This window comes from Sulfitobacter sp. KMM 9851 (genome assembly GCF_057178245.1).
This window is the reverse complement of record NZ_CM169991.1, coordinates 1915646-1932478: the sequence shown is the minus strand read 5'-3', so window position 1 is coordinate 1932478 and position 16833 is coordinate 1915646. Positions and strand designations below refer to the sequence as shown.

At 57.4% G+C, this 16833-nt stretch carries 16 protein-coding genes, 3 tRNA genes and 1 pseudogene; 12 read left to right on the top strand and 8 right to left on the bottom strand.

Annotated elements, in window-relative coordinates; genetic code table 11:
- Genes AC1965_RS09480 through AC1965_RS09455 form a run of 6 tightly spaced genes read left to right on the top strand, consistent with a single transcriptional unit; the run spans position 1 to position 3192 of the window.
- Positions 1-825: a hypothetical protein gene (locus tag AC1965_RS09480; protein ID WP_483883630.1), complete on the top strand. Its 825-nt coding sequence runs from the start codon at positions 1-3 to the stop codon at positions 823-825.
- Positions 826-836: 11 nt separating this feature from the next.
- Positions 837-1532: a DUF4376 domain-containing protein gene (locus AC1965_RS09475; RefSeq protein ID WP_483883629.1), complete on the top strand. Its 696-nt coding sequence runs from the start codon at positions 837-839 to the stop codon at positions 1530-1532.
- 60 nt (positions 1533-1592) lie between these two features.
- Entirely contained in the window at positions 1593-1925 is a 333-nt protein-coding gene (locus AC1965_RS09470; RefSeq protein WP_483883628.1) for a hypothetical protein, read from the top strand.
- On the top strand, positions 1922-2620 hold the full coding sequence (locus AC1965_RS09465; protein WP_483883627.1) for a lysozyme: 699 nt from the start codon (positions 1922-1924) through the stop codon (positions 2618-2620). Before AC1965_RS09470 ends, AC1965_RS09465 begins: the two co-directional genes overlap by 4 nt.
- Before the next feature lie 25 nt (positions 2621-2645).
- Positions 2646-2996, top strand: a complete 351-nt coding sequence (locus AC1965_RS09460; RefSeq protein ID WP_483883626.1) for a hypothetical protein — start codon at positions 2646-2648, stop codon at positions 2994-2996.
- The gene (locus AC1965_RS09455) at positions 2983-3192 is read left to right on the top strand and encodes a hypothetical protein (RefSeq protein WP_483883625.1); all 210 of its coding nucleotides are present in this window, start codon (positions 2983-2985) and stop codon (positions 3190-3192) included. Before AC1965_RS09460 ends, AC1965_RS09455 begins: the two co-directional genes overlap by 14 nt.
- Here AC1965_RS09455 and AC1965_RS09450 read toward each other — a convergent pair.
- The 4 genes from AC1965_RS09450 to AC1965_RS09435 all read right to left on the bottom strand — a co-directional run bounded on the left by AC1965_RS09450 (position 3189) and on the right by AC1965_RS09435 (position 6987).
- Positions 3189-3548 (bottom strand): hypothetical protein, encoded by a 360-nt coding sequence (locus tag AC1965_RS09450; RefSeq protein ID WP_483883624.1) that lies wholly within the window; start codon positions 3546-3548, stop codon positions 3189-3191. The genes AC1965_RS09455 and AC1965_RS09450 overlap by 4 nt on opposite strands.
- A 242-nt stretch (positions 3549-3790) precedes the next feature.
- Positions 3791-3865 (bottom strand) — tRNA-Ile (locus AC1965_RS09445).
- A 156-nt stretch (positions 3866-4021) separates the two neighbouring features.
- Positions 4022-5149, bottom strand: a complete 1128-nt coding sequence (locus AC1965_RS09440) for a hypothetical protein (protein WP_483883623.1) — start codon at positions 5147-5149, stop codon at positions 4022-4024.
- A complete protein-coding gene (locus AC1965_RS09435; RefSeq protein ID WP_483883622.1) occupies positions 5146-6987 on the bottom strand; it encodes a DNA cytosine methyltransferase in 1842 nt (613 codons plus the stop codon). Before AC1965_RS09435 ends, AC1965_RS09440 begins: the two co-directional genes overlap by 4 nt.
- A 780-nt stretch (positions 6988-7767) precedes the next feature.
- Between AC1965_RS09435 and AC1965_RS09430 the strand changes: the two genes are divergently transcribed.
- Positions 7768-7844, top strand: a tRNA-Asp gene (locus tag AC1965_RS09430).
- A 324-nt stretch (positions 7845-8168) separates the two neighbouring features.
- A tRNA-Asp gene (locus AC1965_RS09425) sits at positions 8169-8245 on the top strand.
- A 57-nt stretch (positions 8246-8302) separates the two neighbouring features.
- Here the strand turns inward: AC1965_RS09425 and AC1965_RS09420 are convergent.
- Positions 8303-8731 (bottom strand): YqaA family protein, encoded by a 429-nt coding sequence (locus AC1965_RS09420; RefSeq protein ID WP_483883621.1) that lies wholly within the window; start codon positions 8729-8731, stop codon positions 8303-8305.
- Between the two features lie 137 nt (positions 8732-8868).
- Here AC1965_RS09420 and AC1965_RS09415 point away from each other — a divergent pair, with 137 nt between their 5' ends.
- Complete coding sequence (locus AC1965_RS09415) at positions 8869-9414, top strand: hypothetical protein (RefSeq protein ID WP_483883620.1); 546 nt, start codon at positions 8869-8871, stop codon at positions 9412-9414.
- 128 nt (positions 9415-9542) lie between these two features.
- Here AC1965_RS09415 and AC1965_RS09410 read toward each other — a convergent pair whose 3' ends face one another.
- The 3 genes from AC1965_RS09410 to AC1965_RS09400 all read right to left on the bottom strand — a co-directional run bounded on the left by AC1965_RS09410 (position 9543) and on the right by AC1965_RS09400 (position 12641).
- Positions 9543-10913 carry a M20/M25/M40 family metallo-hydrolase gene (locus AC1965_RS09410; protein ID WP_483883619.1) on the bottom strand — a complete coding sequence of 457 codons (1371 nt, stop codon included), beginning with the start codon at positions 10911-10913 and terminating at the stop codon, positions 9543-9545.
- 159 nt (positions 10914-11072) lie between these two features.
- The gene (locus tag AC1965_RS09405) at positions 11073-12155 is read right to left on the bottom strand and encodes a sensor histidine kinase (protein ID WP_483883618.1); all 1083 of its coding nucleotides are present in this window, start codon (positions 12153-12155) and stop codon (positions 11073-11075) included.
- A gap of 150 nt (positions 12156-12305) precedes the next feature.
- The gene (locus tag AC1965_RS09400) at positions 12306-12641 is read right to left on the bottom strand and encodes a 5-aminolevulinate synthase (protein WP_483883617.1); all 336 of its coding nucleotides are present in this window, start codon (positions 12639-12641) and stop codon (positions 12306-12308) included.
- 367 nt (positions 12642-13008) lie between these two features.
- On the opposite strand from AC1965_RS09400, the gene hemA reads away from it, so the two are divergent.
- From hemA to ispG, 3 genes and pseudogenes are all read left to right on the top strand, one after another.
- Entirely contained in the window at positions 13009-14232 is a 1224-nt protein-coding gene (gene hemA / locus AC1965_RS09395; protein WP_483883616.1) for a 5-aminolevulinate synthase, read from the top strand.
- Between the two features lie 121 nt (positions 14233-14353).
- Positions 14354-15603, top strand: a pseudogene (locus tag AC1965_RS09390) (helix-turn-helix domain-containing protein).
- An 81-nt stretch (positions 15604-15684) separates the two neighbouring features.
- On the top strand, positions 15685-16812 hold the full coding sequence (gene ispG / locus AC1965_RS09385) for a flavodoxin-dependent (E)-4-hydroxy-3-methylbut-2-enyl-diphosphate synthase (protein WP_483883615.1): 1128 nt from the start codon (positions 15685-15687) through the stop codon (positions 16810-16812).
- Positions 16813-16833 lie beyond the last annotated feature (21 nt).

Below are 16833 nucleotides of genomic sequence, written 5' to 3'. Positions count from 1 at the left end.
ATGGCCTACGGCGCTGAATTTAGAAACGAATTAGGCGAACTTATCGTCGATGATGGGCTGGCGATGTATGAGCGCGCGCGCGGGTTCAGTATCAAACCTGCCGGAATTGACGGGCTTGCGAAACACGCTTTCCCCACGACACGCGCCCTAATCACCTATGTGGGCGGGACAAATAGCCAAGAATCTCGATATCTTTCGACCGGGACAATTGAACAGATCATGCCAGCCACCAGCAAGGTCTACGTGTGTCCCAATCAGATGTGGGATTACGGCGATATCGGTTTCTACCGACTGTCTGATGGCGGGGTCTACTACTACGCCTGCATTGGTCACCATGATGGCACTAACGAAGGTGCCTATCACATCATCTTTCACGATCAGGCCAGCAGCGAAATTGAGTATCGCATGGCCTCCGTCATCCCGCCGTCCTCGCCCCCTGAAGGTTATGGGTTGCAGACGTTTTCGGCATCGGGCGACGTCACGTTCGACAGCCGTCATAAGCAACTGCCAATCCTGAAGAACCTCTATGTTGTGGCGGCGGATATTTACACCGTCTTGAGTACGGGCGTTTCCAAAAGCATCGACATTGGCATGGCCATTCCCGATGCGTGGATAGCAACCCCGCAGTGGACCAACTTCTACGACCACTATCAGAATGGGTCATACAACAGCTCTTGGGCCGTTTACGTCGCGCAGGTCGACGATTCCACATTGGAGATCCGTCGCAAGTCAGCAAACCGCTGGACCAAAGGTTGGTCTGATCCTGATTTTGCATCCTTCACCCATGACGCCACGATCCTCGTGGCCCCGCCACCCCCAGCATAAAGGCATCCATCATGCAGACCCTTCGCCCCCAGCACGCCGCAGCCGGTGTTGTCGAACAGCATTACACAGAGACCTATGAAACAGCGGCACCATGGCCCTATGCCATCACTTTGCTGGCCATCAGCCTTGCCAGCCCCACAGACCACCGTATGAACGCCGTCGCAGCCTATGCCGTGCGGTCACAAGACCCACTGACACGCGACTTGATCATCGACACCTACAACATGCCCTATCAGCTGCGCGAGTTGATCGAGGTGGAAACGCTGGACGAAATTGCGCCCCAGCCGGTACGGACCTTTGCGGAAGAACTTGGCCTGACGGACAACGTGCAGCGCGCCATTCTGAAACGCCAGATCAACCAGGAACGCGACCGGCGCCTGGCGCAGAACTTCACGTTCCAAGGCGCAGCATTCGACTTTGACCTGAAAAGCCAGACCCGCATCGCCGGGGCCGCAACGCTGGCGCAGTTTGCCCTGATCGGCGGCGCGGATCTTGATAGCCTCTATTGGCACGGCGGCGCGGATCCATTTTCGTGGATCACTGCCGAAAATGAGATCATCGCAATGACCGCGCCCACCTGCTTTGCCTTTGGTCAGGCGGCAGCTGCGCATGAGGCGGCGCATGTGTTTGCTGCGCGCGCCCTGAAAGACATGGAAACCATCCCGGCCGATATTACCGATGGGGCCCACTGGCCAGCGATCGCGTAATCGACCTGGCCAGCCAAAAAAACAGACCGCCTAAAATGGCATCGAGCAAGGGACAAATGAATGACGCAACGGATCGAAAATTCGGATCGGGGGATCACGATAAATAAGGGGCTGGCCTGGACAATGGCGACCGGCCTGGTGGGTGTCGGATTTTATGTCGGGGTGCAGCTGGCCAGCATCACCACCAAGATGGATGAAATGGGCCGTGCATCGTCGGATGCCGCGGTGTCGCGGGCCAGTATGGAGATCCGCATCCGCACCCTGGAAAACACGATGACACAGACGCGGACACAGTACGAAACCCTTTACCAATCCCTGCAGGAAATCAAAGCGGACCAGCGCGAAAGCACTGGCCTGCTGCGACGCATTTTAAACGAAAGGAACGTCGAGTGAGACTAATCCCAAACTGGAAGCGTGTCGCCTGGCGCGCGCATAGCATGTGGGCCAATTATCTGGGTGTCTTGTGCCTGCTGGCCCCTGAAATCATCTTCTGGCTGACGGGGCGCGATACCAACCCGCGCCTGTGGTGGTGGGCCGGTATCGCCCTGGTGATCTATGGTGTCGTTGGGCGGATCAAAGACCAGGGCGTCGGCGATCACAAGCTGCGCTGCGCGGCTGGTGTCACGGTTGCGGCGTTTCTGCTGGTAGCGGTGCCGCTGGTGGCAAAATGGGAAGGCAAGGAAAACCGGGCCTATCTCGATCGGATTGCCCGCCCGCCTGTCTGGACCATTTGCCACGGCGAAACGCGCGGGGTGAAGAATGGCGATTATAAGACCGATGCGGAGTGCCATGCGATGCTGGAAGCGGGCCTGGTTGAGTATCGCGAAGGGCTGCACAGGTATTTTTCCGGCACCACGATCGCTGACCGTCTGACGCCGGAGCGCGATGCCGCCTATGTGTCGCTGGCGTGGAACGTCGGGATCAGCGGGGCAGGGCGCAGCACCGCGACGCGGCGGCTTAACGCAGGCGACGTCGCAGGTGGGTGCGAGGCTTTGACCTGGTGGAACCGGGCGGGCGGTCGCGTCGTGCGCGGCCTGGCGCGTCGGCGGGCGGATGAATACCAGCTGTGCATGGCGGGGCTGACGTGATGGCGCAGGCAAGGGGGGCGGCGCAATGCTGACCCGCATCACGATCGCGGCTCTGGTCGCGGCGCTGATAGGGTGCCTGATGCTAACCGGCGCGCTGTGGCGTCAATCGGCCAAGCTGACCACGTTAGAGGCGGACAATGCGCGGCTGTCGCGCAACCTAGCCCTGCGCGAAGACCAGATGGCCCTGGCCCAGGGCGCTGCGATCGTGGCGCAAAAGGAGCGGGCGCGGATGGCCGTCGCCTCTGCAAAATATGAAACCATCCGTGACGCTTTTCGAAAGGGGAATTTCGATGCGCCTTTGCCTGATGATTTTCGCGACCTTGTGGCTTGCCTCTTGCGGCGCGCGACCGGTCGAACTGCGCATGATTGTGCCTGACGTGCCTGCGGATTTGCGAGTTCCGGCCACGATTCCGGACCGCGACTTGTCCAACCTAGGCGATGTCGGCTTGGTGATGGTGGAGCTGGTTGAAGTAAACGACGCCAACGCGGGCAAAATCGTGGCGATCGACTGCATCATCGGCCAGGCAGAGGATAAAGCCGCAGGGGTGCCGGTGCGCAGCTGCGCGCTTTAAGTCCCGATCGGCAACAAGGCGCGATTGTCGCGGATCCCGTCAGGGGCGAATGTCAGTTCCTGATGGCCTGGCGCGCCATAGCCTTTTGAGGCGCAGCGGATGATCGCACGCTTTGCGGCAGCGTAGGCTTGAGGAACTGCGACATCGATGTCGCCTTGCCAGCTAATGAGGTGGACGCTGTCGGCGATCGGAAGGCCATCGCTGGCTACCTGAAACCCAACGGTAACGGTCGCAGCCTGGGCTGATGTACTGAGTGCGTCGCGGTTCCAGCAGCTGATGACCTGAGTGGCAAGGGGTTTGCCCTGGGCGTTGATTGCGGGGGTGGCCAGCAATACGGCTAGGATCAGAGGTTTCATGTCGCCATCCTTTCGACTTTTCGGCACGCTAGGTCAGTGGCGGAGCCGTCGCAAGGGGGCTTGGACCGTGGGTCGGATCGGGGTGTAAACAATTGCACAGATCGAGAACGCCCGCGCTAAAGTATATGGGAATTGTGCATGGACGGATGGTTTTGGGCGGCATTTTCTTGCAATGTTCTGCAAGGCAGCAGTTTCCGGCAAGGTGTCGCAGCGCAAATCATTAAACAATAGCAATGGATAAATGGTGTTGCTGGAGAGAATAGAACTCTCGACCTCTCCCTTATCAGTGGAGTTCTCTAAAAGGCGGTAGAGCTAACTTTGAACTAGAGCTGATCAGTTCAGCTTTGTGAGAATTGGCGGACTGCAGCCAATTTCTGCGAGAGCGCTAATACATCTATCACTACGAAGGAGCTGACGTTCACCGCAGCACTCGAACGGGAACAAGTTTGGTCGCGTATCAACCCAGTACTGTCTCAGTCCGGTAAAACGATGTCGTTCCATTTCACCCGGTGCTCATGCGAAATAGCCGGTTCAACTTTGAGTAACGAAGTATAGTGCGGAAATATGTCAGCCGGATTTTGTACTAGACGAAGATAATACCGCATAGTCGGTATCACACCATTTGCGATAACTTGGCAGCCGGTGCGTTCTCTTACTTCTTTAATCTTTGCGGCTACTTCATCTGTCTGCCCACAATTTTTATGAGTTGTAAGTACGTAAAACCGGTCAACACGACGGGTCACCAGTTTCTTTGCCGCGTCCGCTACAAGATCGAGCGAAATTGGGATACCGTGTTTAACTTCAATCGCTTCGAAGACTGAGCCGTCATTGTTTTTAATCTCGATGTCGCCTGTGGCACCAGTCTGAGAGTCGGCGGCACTGTGAAGCTCAAGATTTGCAAGGTCCAACCCCTCAAAACGCTTAAGTTCAGGCATAATGAGCTTGTAAAGACTGTGCAGCGCCAAAACCGGCAATCTTGATTGACCACGAGACTTATATTCAGCAAAGAAATGAGCTTCGAAATGTCCCATAATGGTACTGATATCGTCAATTCGCGGTTCGATCAGATCGATCTTCTTAGCGTTTCGACGAATGACCTGTCCCAGAAACAGATAATTGAGCATGTGCCTTGCATCAGCGCCTTCTTCTTCAAGTGCGTGATAGCAAGCTAAAAACTCGTCTTTAACTGCTCTTATATTCTCGTCATAGGTAAGAATATAAGGTTTGGGGCGCTCCAAGGTTCGAGTCTGCCAACCAGATTTAGCCCCATCAAAGTCCTGATCTCGGAGGAAAGGATAGACGATATTTTCACTTACCCCACGATGGTTAAAGTGCTGGGGGTCCTGTATCTGAATCTGGTGAAAGCGAACATCTATCTCTGGATATGCAATCTTAATTGCAATTCCGGTAACCAAGTTAGTGAACGCAGCCGTAGCAGAGCTATCCGCCTTGTCATTCATTGAATCCAAGTTGCCCCTAAGACCTTCAGGAAGACCGAAAGTTTTATCTGCAGCATCGTTGCGATCCACTTCGTCCCCAACAACAAGAGCTTCGTTTAGTGCTTGTAGGATAAGGTAATTGTGGTCTGTGTAGTCACTCAACGGGAAACTCGTTTCTCTGTAACGTATGAAGCCGACATTCTTGCATTCTTGGGCTGTTTGACTGAAAAATTCATCTGCTTGCTTTGAGGTAACGTGAATGGGTACGCAATCATATATTTGCCGTTCGGAATGGCGATGTTTGTCTCGCGGGTTCTCACATCGTATCTCATCGCTCTTAAAGACGTTGCCAATTCATCAAATGTTGAAGCTTGGAATGTGTCCGCGAGTTCGTTCATAAGATCGCTCTTGTCTAAGTATTTAGAGCAACGATCGAAATCAGAGACGTACCTTGCAAACTGAAGAATTGCGTCGTTTTTTGGCGCTTGAAATTTTGAAACTTGAAAGAAGGGGTATGGTTCTGTGAAGTGTCCGTACAGCTCAAACAGAGAGCCGAATGAACTGACTGATCGGACCCACTCGTCAACGGCATTCCACAGAAGCTGCGGGGCGTTTAGCCCAGTTCCGTAAAGTGATAGGTTCAATGTTGCAGTTGGAACACCTGAAAAGTCGCGGGCCGAGGACCACACGTCAATAACTACCTCTGCGCTCAGCGTACCACGAGCCTCAAAAAAGACGTCTAGATGATGCCTATCATCTTTCGCGGTACCTTCTACGTTGACCTTGGGTGCTGTTGAACCGCGAGGTGACAATGAGAACTGGAAGGTTTTTTCACCCTTCGCAATGATTGCGCTTCCATTGCGCTTTTTCTGGATTTGTCCATGCAGGACACGCGTTTTCGCTGCCTTAACCCCTTTTCTGCGATCGAAAGTTAGGTGCTCTTCCGCGCCTATCAGATCCAGCTCCGGTGACGCTTGGAAAATCTGATGTGCTACTGCTTGAGCCAAACGAAACGCAATCTTTGGAGAAACGGAATTGCCGATCTGCTTCACGACAGATGCCCGCTCACCGAAGAAAACATAGTCCTGAGGGAAGCCTTGGATCGCCTTGTATTCGCTAATCGAAAAGTAACGATTGTCCCAATGAAGTGGCCCGGTGTACTTGCCAGGGCTGGCTATGATGGTTTTCATCGGATACCCGCGATGGGCCTTATAGAGGAAATCAGAAAACCGAGACCTATACGCAAAAACTGGATTTGGATGTCCGCGCTTGGCTGTGAAAAACAGGTAGTTTTGACCTTCTGGCACTTCTGGCAAAAGATGAGAATATTTACCGCCCTCAAATTTCAGACCATCAGCTTCTGAATTTCGTATTCGCAGATTTTTGAAGGCATCCTTGGGGGAGATGTGTGGTGTGTTATCGCAAGAGTCAGGTCCAAACAGTGGACGTGGGAATAAGAATGGTTTGCCTGAGCGATGCCCGACTAAGAACATGCGTTCACGGTGTTGCGGGACACCATAATCTGCGGCATCCAACAGCCGATAATTCACTGAATAGCCAAGTTCGTTAAACGCGGCGACAATAGCGATCCAGTCTTGACCTTTGTTGGTTGCTAGAATGCCTCTCACGTTCTCAAAGACAAAAGCCTTAGGCTTCAGATACCTTATGATGTCACGGTATGCTTCGAAGAGGTTGCCTCGGTCGTCCAATCTTCCAGCGGCACCGCCAGCTCTTCGTCCAGACGCAGAAAAGCTCTGGCAAGGAGGTCCACCAACAACGAGATCAATATTGTCTGGTAAAGTGCTGAGGTCGGTTGTTCGGATGTCGCCGCAGTGAATATCTGATTTGTCAGAAGTCGAGAAGCCACGGTTGAGACGGAGCGTTTCGCAGCAATCGCTCTCGATATCAGAAGCATATACTATGTCGAAGCCTGCCTGTTTGAAGCCCAGGTCGAGGCCGCCCGCACCTGCAAAGAAACTTGCTACACGAATTGGCCTCACCAGTAATCTCCTAAACGCTAAGCTCGTGATAGTTCATCTGTCACAACCGGTAAATTATCCGAGCAAACTTGGCTAGTCGCAATTCACCAAAGGCAGCAATGCAAACGCCGCAGCACGGCAACTCCTCGGTGGGCGATTGGCCAGTAAGGGCCGGTAGCAGTCATCTTCGATCTGGGTGAAATTCTTTTACATTACAGCAATTTTTCGAGTTTGATTGGCGGGCGATCGACCCAAAACTTTGCCAAAAATATCTGAAAAGATGTTTCCCAATACTACCCGACTTGCAGGGGATAAGTGGGTAAATGATGGGCATTCTTGGGAAACTTTTAAGATTTAATATCAACCTGTTAGCCTAGAAGAGTGCTCGTTTACACCGAAGATGTCGGGAGTTCGAGTCTCTCACGACCCACCAATCACATCTCAAGACAAAGTTCCCGGAACGACTGTCGCGTTGCAAGCGCGATGAGCGTGCCACCACAACGTCTGACATGATTACGCCGCTTCTGGATATTCCCACTATCGCAACGGACCATCGCCGACGTAAGTGACCCGACCAAGGCCCGCGCGTTGCGCGGCCAACCCGGGGCGGCGATTAATGGCCCCAATCCCCACTCAACAAACGTTTTCACCCGGCACGCCCGGCTACATTCCTCGGCCCCTGTAGGCGCGAAGCAGATCAATGCAATTTTCCGACAAGATTACGACAAAGCACGCTTGACGGCGCGGGGGAGGGACCCTATTACGACCGAACGCTTTGGGTCCGCCCAGAGCGCGCAGTGGGCGGTTGTAGCTCAGTTGGTTAGAGTACCGGCCTGTCACGCCGGGGGTCGCGGGTTCGAGCCCCGTCAACCGCGCCACCGCTGCATATTTCCAGACCAGATGTGATGTGACGCAACTCCCGCAAGGGCGTTGCCACTCTGGTATGGAAATCTGCGTTAATCTGTTCAGAATCAGTGCTTTATCGCATGTCACAACCTGTGCACCCGGCGTGCACCAACTGTACACCACCCAGTGTGCCCCGGCTGGGGAAGACGGGCATTAACGCGGTGTGCGCTGGGTTCGTTGCAAAGCGGTTACGGCACGGTTTTCACCCAAAAAGGACGGTGGCTGCTGAAACCACCAAACAAGATGCAGATAGCGCTTGACCCGCGCGGCAGGCTCACCTATTCCGCCCCCATCGCGCGGTTGTAGCTCAGTTGGTTAGAGTACCGGCCTGTCACGCCGGGGGTCGCGGGTTCGAGCCCCGTCAACCGCGCCACTTTCCTCCCTTAGATGGTTCAGAGTTTTTGCCCTGCGGGGCCCTGTGCGCCCTGTATCATAGCCACGGCAATGTGAGGGCGGCCAGCACCAGATATCTCGTGCCCTTGGCCAGCGTGACCAGCACCACGAAGGGCAGCAGCGGCTCGCGCAGCACCCCGGCCATGACGGTCAGCGGATCACCAACAACCGGCACCCAGCTTGCCAGCAGCGACCAGCGCCCCCAACGGCGATACCAGTGCTGTGCACGGTCCAGTTGCCGCGTGGAACAGGGAAACCAGCGCCGGTGCTGAAACCGCAAAAGCGCGCGCCCCAGATACCAGTTAATGATCGACCCCGCGACATTGCCCAGTGTGGCCACAAGGATCAGCATCAGCGCCGGATGCGTTTGGGCAAGCAAAAGCCCGACCAGCACCGCCTCTGATTGCAGCGGCATCACCGTCGCGGCCACCAGCGCCGCCGTAAACAGGGTGAGATAAGCAATCATGGCAGCATCACCCAAAGACGGGGCCAAGGCGGGCAACAAAATCCATATCCGGGCAGAATTCCCGCGCCCCTTGTTAATAAACTGCAAAATTGCAGGCCGTCTGGGTTATAATGTCCAAATTGAACAGGAGCATTGCTATGGATCATCCTGCGTTTACCACGCCCACACGCGACTGGCGGATCGATATCGTGACCAGCGGCAGAATCGGTGCGGTGATCAGCGCACATGCCGCGCTCTGGCGGTTCTGGAGCCCAAGCTTGCAGTTGTGTTGTGCCAGTCTGGCGACCGGGCTGGGGGTTGGCGTGTCGATCGGCGCAAGTCTGGATATCGACGGTGAGTCGATTGGCGCGGCGCTGGCCAGCGCGGCCGGCGGCAGTGTTGACGGACATCTGACCATTCTCAATCCCTTTGCGGCCAAGCAGTTGCGCGGTGCAACGGTGAATGAGATTTCATTTGGCGTCACCGGTGGTCTGGCCGAAATCGCAGGCAATGAATTCATGGTCAAGGACACCCACGAGCGGGAATTGTTCAAGTTCAAGGGCGGCGGCATCAGCGCGACGCTGGGACTGGGGATCAACATCGGGTCGTTTTCTCATTCCGAATTCAACCCGCCTTTTGCGGTGCCCGCGTCCCGGTGGGAAGTACTGGAATACCAGCAGGCGCAGCAGGCTGCGGCGGGGTAAACACCGATGCCACCCCCGCGCGCCACGGATCGGTTGGTGCGCAGGGCTGCGTCAGGCATCTCTTTTCGCTTTTTTGAGTTGTAAATACCCTCGGGGGGTCCGGGGGGCTGGCCCCCCGGTTGTAACGCTCAGGTCAAGGCATCCAAAATCCGCGCCCAGCTGCGGATGCCTTTATGGAAACTTTCCATGTCGTATTTTTCATTGGGCGAATGGATCGCATCATCGTCTTTGCCAAAGCCGATCAACATCGGCTCTGTTCCCAGAATCTTCTGGAAATGCCCGGCGATTGGGATCGACCCACCACAGCCGATATAGGCGGCAGGCACCTGCCATTCGGTGCTAAGCGCGCGGCGCGCCGGTTCAAACATCGCTCCGGTGATGTCAACGCCCGAGGCCTGACTGGCGCCGTGGCCGTGGAATTCGACCTTGCAGTCGGCAGGCAGTGCGTCTTGCACCATCTTGCGAAAGCTCTCGCGGATCGCCAGCGGATCTTGGGTGCCCACCAGCCGGAACGAGATTTTGGCATGGGCCTGGCTGGGCAGCACGGTCTTGAACCCGTCGCCGGTATAGCCGCCCCAGATGCCGTTTACCTCGCAGGTGGGGCGCGACCAGATCATTTCGAGCGGGGTGCGGTCTTGTTCCCCGGCGGGCTGGCTTAGCCCGACATCGCCGAGGAAACGATCGTGATCAAAGGCCAACCCCTGCCACTGCGCTTCCAGTTCGTCTGACAGTTCAGGCACACCGTCATAAAACCCAGGCACGGTGATGCGTCCAGTATCGTCGTGCAGCGACGCGATGATGCGGCCAAGCACGCGGATCGGGTTCATCGCGATACCGCCGTACATGCCGGAATGCAGATCAAGGTCAGGCCCGGTGATCGTCAATTCCTCGCCCAGCAGCCCGCGCAGCATGGTCACCACGGCGGGGGTCTCGCTTTGGAACAGGCCGGTGTCACAGATCATCGCGACATCGGCTTTCAGTTCGTCCGCGTTTTCGCGCATGAACGGCACAAGGGACGGGGAGCCGGATTCTTCTTCGCCTTCAAGGAAAAAGGTGATGCGGCAGGGCCAGTCGCCTTTGACCTCTTTCCAGGCGCGCAGGGCCTCGATGATCGTCATCAACTGGCCCTTGTCGTCTGCCGCCCCGCGGCCTCTGATCACCGTGCCGTCCTTGGTCTCTTCGACGGCGGGATCAAAGGGGTCGCGGTCCCACAGGTTCAGCGGGTCGACGGGCTGCACGTCGTAGTGGCCGTAGAACAGGATGTGCGGCGTGCCCTCGCCGACATGGCCCACAACCATCGGGTGGCCGGGGGTTGCGCGTTTGGCGGCATCTACGCCCATGGATTTCAGATCGGCCACCAACCAGTCGGCAGCGCGGTCACAATCGGCTTTGAACGCCGGGTCGGTCGAAATCGAGGGGATGCGCAGCAGGTCAAGCAGGCGTTCCGTGGCGGCGGGCAGATCGCTGTCGATCCGGGCGAGGACATCATCAAGGGACATTTGGGCGGCTCCTGTGGCGCGTGTGAATTGTCGCGAAGGTAACAGCCCGCCCGGGCGTGTCCAGTGGGGTATCCGCCCCGTCGCGATTGCGCGCGCCATTGGGTTCTAACACGCGCGTTTCCGCCCGTGCAGTGCTGCGCGCGTGTCGCAGGGCGCGTCTTAAAAGGTCAGGCTCAGGCGGCTGCCCTGCGGCGTCAGGTCACTGTCCAGCGTGGCGCCGAGCTGTGACGCGGCGGCGGCCATCAGACTGCTGCCGAGGCCGTCGAGGTGTGACGATTTCTGCGCCGCTGCGTTCGATCCCGCACCGTTGTCCCGGCAGATCAGGGTGAACTTGCCGTTTGACAGGCGCAGGGTGATATCGATTTGCCCGGCTGCGTCGCCCGGAAAACCATGTTTGATGGCGTTGGCGACAAATTCGCTGACGATCATGCCAAGCGCCGATGCTTTGGCCGGGCTGAGGTTCGTATCATCCACGGCGCATGTGAGGGCGATGTTCTCTGGTGCGGTTTCCTGCAACAGGTCAACGACCCGCGTCATGAAAAGCTGCGCGCTGATCTGGTCGAGCCCCTGCGAGGATTGCAGTTCGCCGTGCAGCGCACCGACGGCCGCAATACGGCGCTGGATGGCGTCAAGCGCCTCTTTGGCGTGCGGGTCCTCAAACTTGCGCCCATAGAGCCGGACAATCGACGTCAGGGTCTGAAGCGAGTTTTTGACGCGGTGATCGGCCTCGTGCAGCAACGTCGCTTGGTTGCGCAGGGCGCGGCGCAGGTCCAATTGCTTCATCACCTGACGCGACAGAACCTGTAGGGCATTACGCTGCAAGTCGGTCAGGCGGCGCGGTTTGGTGTCGAGGATACACAGGGTGCCGATAGGCAGCCCGTCGGCTGACAGCAGCCGAGACCCTGCATAGAATCGCAACCCGTTTTCGGCGGTACACAGCGGATTGTCGGCCATCCGGCTGTCGGCCAGCGTGTCGGGGATTTCGATGAAATCATCCTGTAGGATCGCGTGCGAGCAGATTGAGGTGTCCAGCGGCGTTTCGCGCGCGTTCAGGCCCACTTCGGCTTTGAACCACTGACGGTCCTTGTCGATCAGGTTGACCACCGAAATCGGAGCCTCGCAGATGCGCGAAGCCAAAGCGACGATTTCGTCAAAATCCGCTTCACGGGGCGTGTCCAGGATATCGTAGTCATAAAGCGCGCGCAGGCGTTTTTCTTGCGCGGGGTGGGCGTGTGCAATCACAAAGGGGCCTCGAACAAAATGGTGCTGCGGTAATGATGAACGGAGCAGCTTGTTTCACAATGCGTCGCAGGCGGGAAGGGCGTTGCAACAGGTCATGTTTTTTCGACATAGGGCGTGCCCTTTGAAAGGCAACGCAATATCTTGCGGCGTTCAGCCGTGAGTTGAGACAAGCGCGAATCCCGCCACCACCAGCGCCGCGCCGAAAACCTGACTGACGGCGATACCACCCTGAAGGCAGGCGGCGTAGGTCAGGACCAGCACGGTCTCGCCAAGGATGACACCGAGGTAGACCATAGGCAGGCTTGCCTGCCGCAGCAGCGCAATTTCGGCGCAGGCGGCCCCCCCCAGACCCAAAAGGATGACCATCGCGGCAGCGGGATGCAGCTGTTGCGATGAAAGCTGCATCCCGATGGTGGCAAGAGCATATCCGGCGGCAGACAGTATCATCAGCAACAGCAAGAGCAGCGGCGGGTAGAAAAGAGCCATGACACACCTCGTGAAAGTAGACGGGTGGGGGGACGTGATGAAATGCAAATTGTGCAAAATGGTAAACGGTCAAAGCACCGTTGAAGGGGCCGTGAACAGGTGGCGACTGGGCGGCGAACAGAGCCCGCAGCACAGAGCGGTATGCCAAATTTAATAACATAATGTCGACGCGCGTGCTCAGTCAGGAATTCCATACCCGTGCCGCGCGGCGGCAAATTGGGGCAAAAATGCCCTGCCTGCGACAAGTCGCCCCTTGATCGGGGGCGATAAGACGTTGATGCCGGGCGCAGGATTCTGTAATCATTCTAAAACCTGAATATGGCAGCGCGCCCCGGCCGCCGCCATTCCGGCCAGATGGAGAGGCGCAATGGACTATACAGAAAAGCTGGATCAGGCGATTGCGCGCCTTCATGAAGAAGGTCGTTACCGGACATTTATCGACATCGAGCGCCGCAACGGCCAGTTTCCCCACGCGGTCTGGACACGCCCTGACGGAACCGAGCAGGACATCACCGTCTGGTGCGGCAATGATTATCTGGGCATGGGGCAGAACCCTGTTGTGCTAGAAGCAATGCAGGAGGCGCTGGTCGCCACCGGGGCCGGGTCGGGCGGCACACGCAATATTTCCGGCACCACCGTCTATCACAAACGTCTTGAGGCCGAATTGGCCGATCTGCACGGCAAGCAGGCCGCGCTGTTGTTCACCAGCGCCTATATCGCCAATGACGCCACGCTCAGCACACTGCCCAAACTGTTTCCCGGTCTGATCATTTATTCCGACGCGCTGAACCACGCCAGCATGATCGAAGGTGTGCGCCGCAACGGCGGTGCGAAGCGTATTTTCCGGCACAACGACGTCGCCCATCTGCGCGAATTGCTAGAGGCCGACGACCCTGCCGCACCCAAGCTGATTGCCTTTGAATCGATCTATTCGATGGACGGTGATTTTGGCCCGATTGAGGCGATCTGTGATCTGGCCGACGAATTCGGCGCCCTGACATATATCGACGAAGTACATGCCGTGGGCATGTATGGCCCGCGCGGTGCCGGTGTGGCGGAACGCGACCGTTTGATGCACCGGTTGGACATCATCAATGGCACTTTGGCCAAGGCATTTGGCGTCATGGGCGGCTATATCGCGGCGAGCGCAAAGATGTGTGACGCGATCCGATCCTATGCGCCGGGCTTTATCTTTACCACCTCGCTGCCGCCTGCGATTGCCGCAGGTGCCGCCGCGTCGGTTGCCTATCTCAAACGCGCGCCCGAACTGCGCGAAAAGCATCAGCAGCAAGCTAAGGTGTTGAAATTGCGGCTGAAAGGTATGGGCCTGCCTATCATCGACCATGGCAGCCACATCGTGCCTGTGATGGTTGGCGACCCCGTCCATACCAAGCTGTTGTCGGATATGCTGCTGGCGGATCACGGCATTTACGTACAGCCGATTAACTATCCCACGGTGCCACGCGGCACCGAACGTCTGCGCTTTACCCCGTCGCCGGTCCACGGGCCGCGCGAGATGGACGCGCTGGTGCGCGCCATGGACGGGCTGTGGTCGCATTGTGCGCTGAATCGTGCCGAAGCCGCAGGGTAAATTCGCTATATTCGTGTTTCGCGTTGCCTTATGCTACAGTTACGGGAAGAAAAGACCAAATCCGAATCGACGGGGCGTGTTCGGGTAATGGCTGCGAAGAAAACAGGGGCGGGGCATATTGATGATCGGGCGTTGGTCCTCCAAAGTCGTTGAAGAAGAACAGATTGAACCCAAAGGGTTTGATGCGTTCGAGTTGCGATTGGGGGATGTGATGCGCGGTGAACGCGCCACGCTTGGCAAAAGCCTGCTGGATGTGCAGCGCGAATTGCGGATCAAAGCTTCCTACATTGCTGCCATTGAAAATTGCGATCCCGATGCCTTTGACACGCCCGGTTTCATTGCCGGTTATGTGCGGTCCTATGCCCGTTATCTGAACATGGACCCCGATCAGGCCTTTGCTGGATTCTGCAAAGAATCAGGGTTTGCCGTGGCACATGGCATGTCTGCCGAAGCATCGGTGGTGAAAAAACCCAGTTTCGAAGAGCGCCGCAAGACCCCGAAAGAGGCAGATTTTTTGCCCGTCCGAACACGCCTTTCGTGCCGGTTGGCGAAGGGTTCCTGAGCCGGATCGAACCGGGTGCCGTCGGATCGTCGCTGGTGCTGATCGCGTTGATTTCTGCGATCGGGTTTGGCGGCTGGACCGTTCTGAAAGAAGTGCAGCGTGTGCAGGTGGCCCAGGTCGACCAGACGCCGGTGGTGCTGTCTGACCTTGATCCGCTGGATGGCGCATTGGCCCCCGCACCGGATGCCAGCAATGACCCGGCCGCACCCAGCGCCATGGACGCGCCGCGCGCCGATGCGCTGGACCGGCTGTATCGGCCGCAGGCGCTGGATGTGCCGGTGCTGGTCGCACGCGATGCACCCATCGCCAGCATCGACCCACGGTCGGTTAGTAATTTCAAGTCGCCTGACCGTTTAACGTCGCCGCTGGGGCAGACTCCCACGGAAACCGAAACCGTGCAGACCGCCGGTGTCGCCGTACCGCAGGTGGTTGAACCGACAGGTCAATCCGTGCGTATGGTCGCCGCCTATCCGTCGTGGGTCAGGGTGCGGGCCGCCGATGGCACCGTCATCTTTGAGGGTGTGATGAACAAGGGCGACACATGGGATGTGCCGGCCACCGAAGAGCCTGCAACGCTGCGCACCGGCGAATCCGGCGCGCTTTATTTCGCGATGGCGGATGGCTGCTATGGCCCCGTTGGCCCGCGCGGCGCTGTGACATCGAACGTGCCACTTCACCAGCAGGCTTTGGCTGAACTGTATCAGCCCGTTGACCCCACCGTCGACAAGTCGCTAAGCCGGATGTTTGCTGATCTGCAAGGGTCGGTCGAACCTGCTGTTCTGGCAGCGATCCCCTGCCAGACGCAGTAACTGCGACCCACTTTCCATTGCACAAGTGACCGGGCCTGACTAGGTAAGGGCAACAGCCCTGAACCCTTGAAGGTGCCGCATATGTCGCTTAACCACATCCGCCCCTGGCGCAACATCTACCGCCGCAAGTCGCGGCAGATCATGGTGGGCAATGTGCCGGTCGGGGGCGATGCGCCGATCTCTGTCCAGACGATGACCAACACGCTGACCACCGATGTGGCGGGCACCATTGCGCAGGTGCAGGCCGCCGTCGAGGCGGGGGCGGATATCGTGCGCGTGTCGGTGCCGGACGAGGCATCATCGAAGGCACTGAAAGAGATCGTGCGCAACGTGTCGGTGCCGATCGTTGCGGACATCCATTTCCACTACAAGCGCGGCATCGAAGCCGCCGAGGCAGGTGCGGCCTGTCTGCGGATCAACCCCGGAAACATCGGCGACGAAAAGCGCGTCAAAGAAGTGATCCGCGCGGCGCGGGACAACAACTGTTCGATACGTATTGGCGTCAACGCCGGATCACTGGAACGGCATCTGCTGGAGAAATACGGCGAACCATGTCCCGACGCCATGGTAGAATCGGGCCTGGATCACATCAAGATATTGCAGGACAACGATTTTCACGAGTTCAAGATCAGTTGCAAAGCCTCGGACGTGTTCATGGCCGCCGCCGCCTATCAGCAGTTGGCCGACGCCACCGATGCGCCCATTCACCTGGGCATCACAGAGGCCGGGGGGCTGATTTCCGGCACCGTGAAATCCGCCATCGGCATGGGCAACCTGTTGTGGATGGGCATCGGCGATACCATCCGGGTCTCACTGTCTGCCGATCCGGTGGAAGAAGTCAAAATGGGCTTTGAGATTTTGAAGTCTCTGGGCCTGCGGCACCGGGGCGTGAATATCATTTCCTGCCCGTCCTGTGCGCGGCAAGGGTTTGACGTGATCAAAACCGTCGAGGCATTGGAGCAGCGGTTGGAGCATATCAAGACCCCGATGAGCCTGAGCATCATTGGCTGTGTGGTGAACGGGCCGGGCGAGGCGCTGATGACGGACGTCGGCTTTACCGGCGGCGGGGCTGGGTCCGGCATGGTCTATCTGGCAGGCAAGCAAAGCCATAAGCTTGGTAATGACGGAATGATAGATCACATCGTCGAACAGGTGGAGAAACGCGCGGCGGTGATAGAAGCCGAAGCTGAAAAAGATGCGGCAGAATAACGGGTTATCTGGCGACATTGA

What these genes read in the sequence shown, in the direction of transcription:
- AC1965_RS09460 (WP_483883626.1), top strand. Translation starts at nt 2,646, where the DNA reads ATGCTGACCCGCATCACGATCGCGGCTCTGGTCGCGGCGCTGATAGGG.
- AC1965_RS09420 (WP_483883621.1), bottom strand. Translation starts at nt 8,731, where the DNA reads ATGATTGCTTATCTCACCCTGTTTACGGCGGCGCTGGTGGCCGCGACG.
- AC1965_RS09455 (WP_483883625.1), top strand. Translation starts at nt 2,983, where the DNA reads ATGATTGTGCCTGACGTGCCTGCGGATTTGCGAGTTCCGGCCACGATT.
- ispG (WP_483883615.1), top strand. Translation starts at nt 15,685, where the DNA reads ATGTCGCTTAACCACATCCGCCCCTGGCGCAACATCTACCGCCGCAAG.
- AC1965_RS09475 (WP_483883629.1), top strand. Translation starts at nt 837, where the DNA reads ATGCAGACCCTTCGCCCCCAGCACGCCGCAGCCGGTGTTGTCGAACAG.
- AC1965_RS09480 (WP_483883630.1), top strand. Translation starts at nt 1, where the DNA reads ATGGCCTACGGCGCTGAATTTAGAAACGAATTAGGCGAACTTATCGTC.
- AC1965_RS09415 (WP_483883620.1), top strand. Translation starts at nt 8,869, where the DNA reads ATGGATCATCCTGCGTTTACCACGCCCACACGCGACTGGCGGATCGAT.
- hemA (WP_483883616.1), top strand. Translation starts at nt 13,009, where the DNA reads ATGGACTATACAGAAAAGCTGGATCAGGCGATTGCGCGCCTTCATGAA.
- AC1965_RS09470 (WP_483883628.1), top strand. Translation starts at nt 1,593, where the DNA reads ATGACGCAACGGATCGAAAATTCGGATCGGGGGATCACGATAAATAAG.
- AC1965_RS09410 (WP_483883619.1), bottom strand. Translation starts at nt 10,913, where the DNA reads ATGTCCCTTGATGATGTCCTCGCCCGGATCGACAGCGATCTGCCCGCC.
- AC1965_RS09400 (WP_483883617.1), bottom strand. Translation starts at nt 12,641, where the DNA reads ATGGCTCTTTTCTACCCGCCGCTGCTCTTGCTGTTGCTGATGATACTG.
- AC1965_RS09450 (WP_483883624.1), bottom strand. Translation starts at nt 3,548, where the DNA reads ATGAAACCTCTGATCCTAGCCGTATTGCTGGCCACCCCCGCAATCAAC.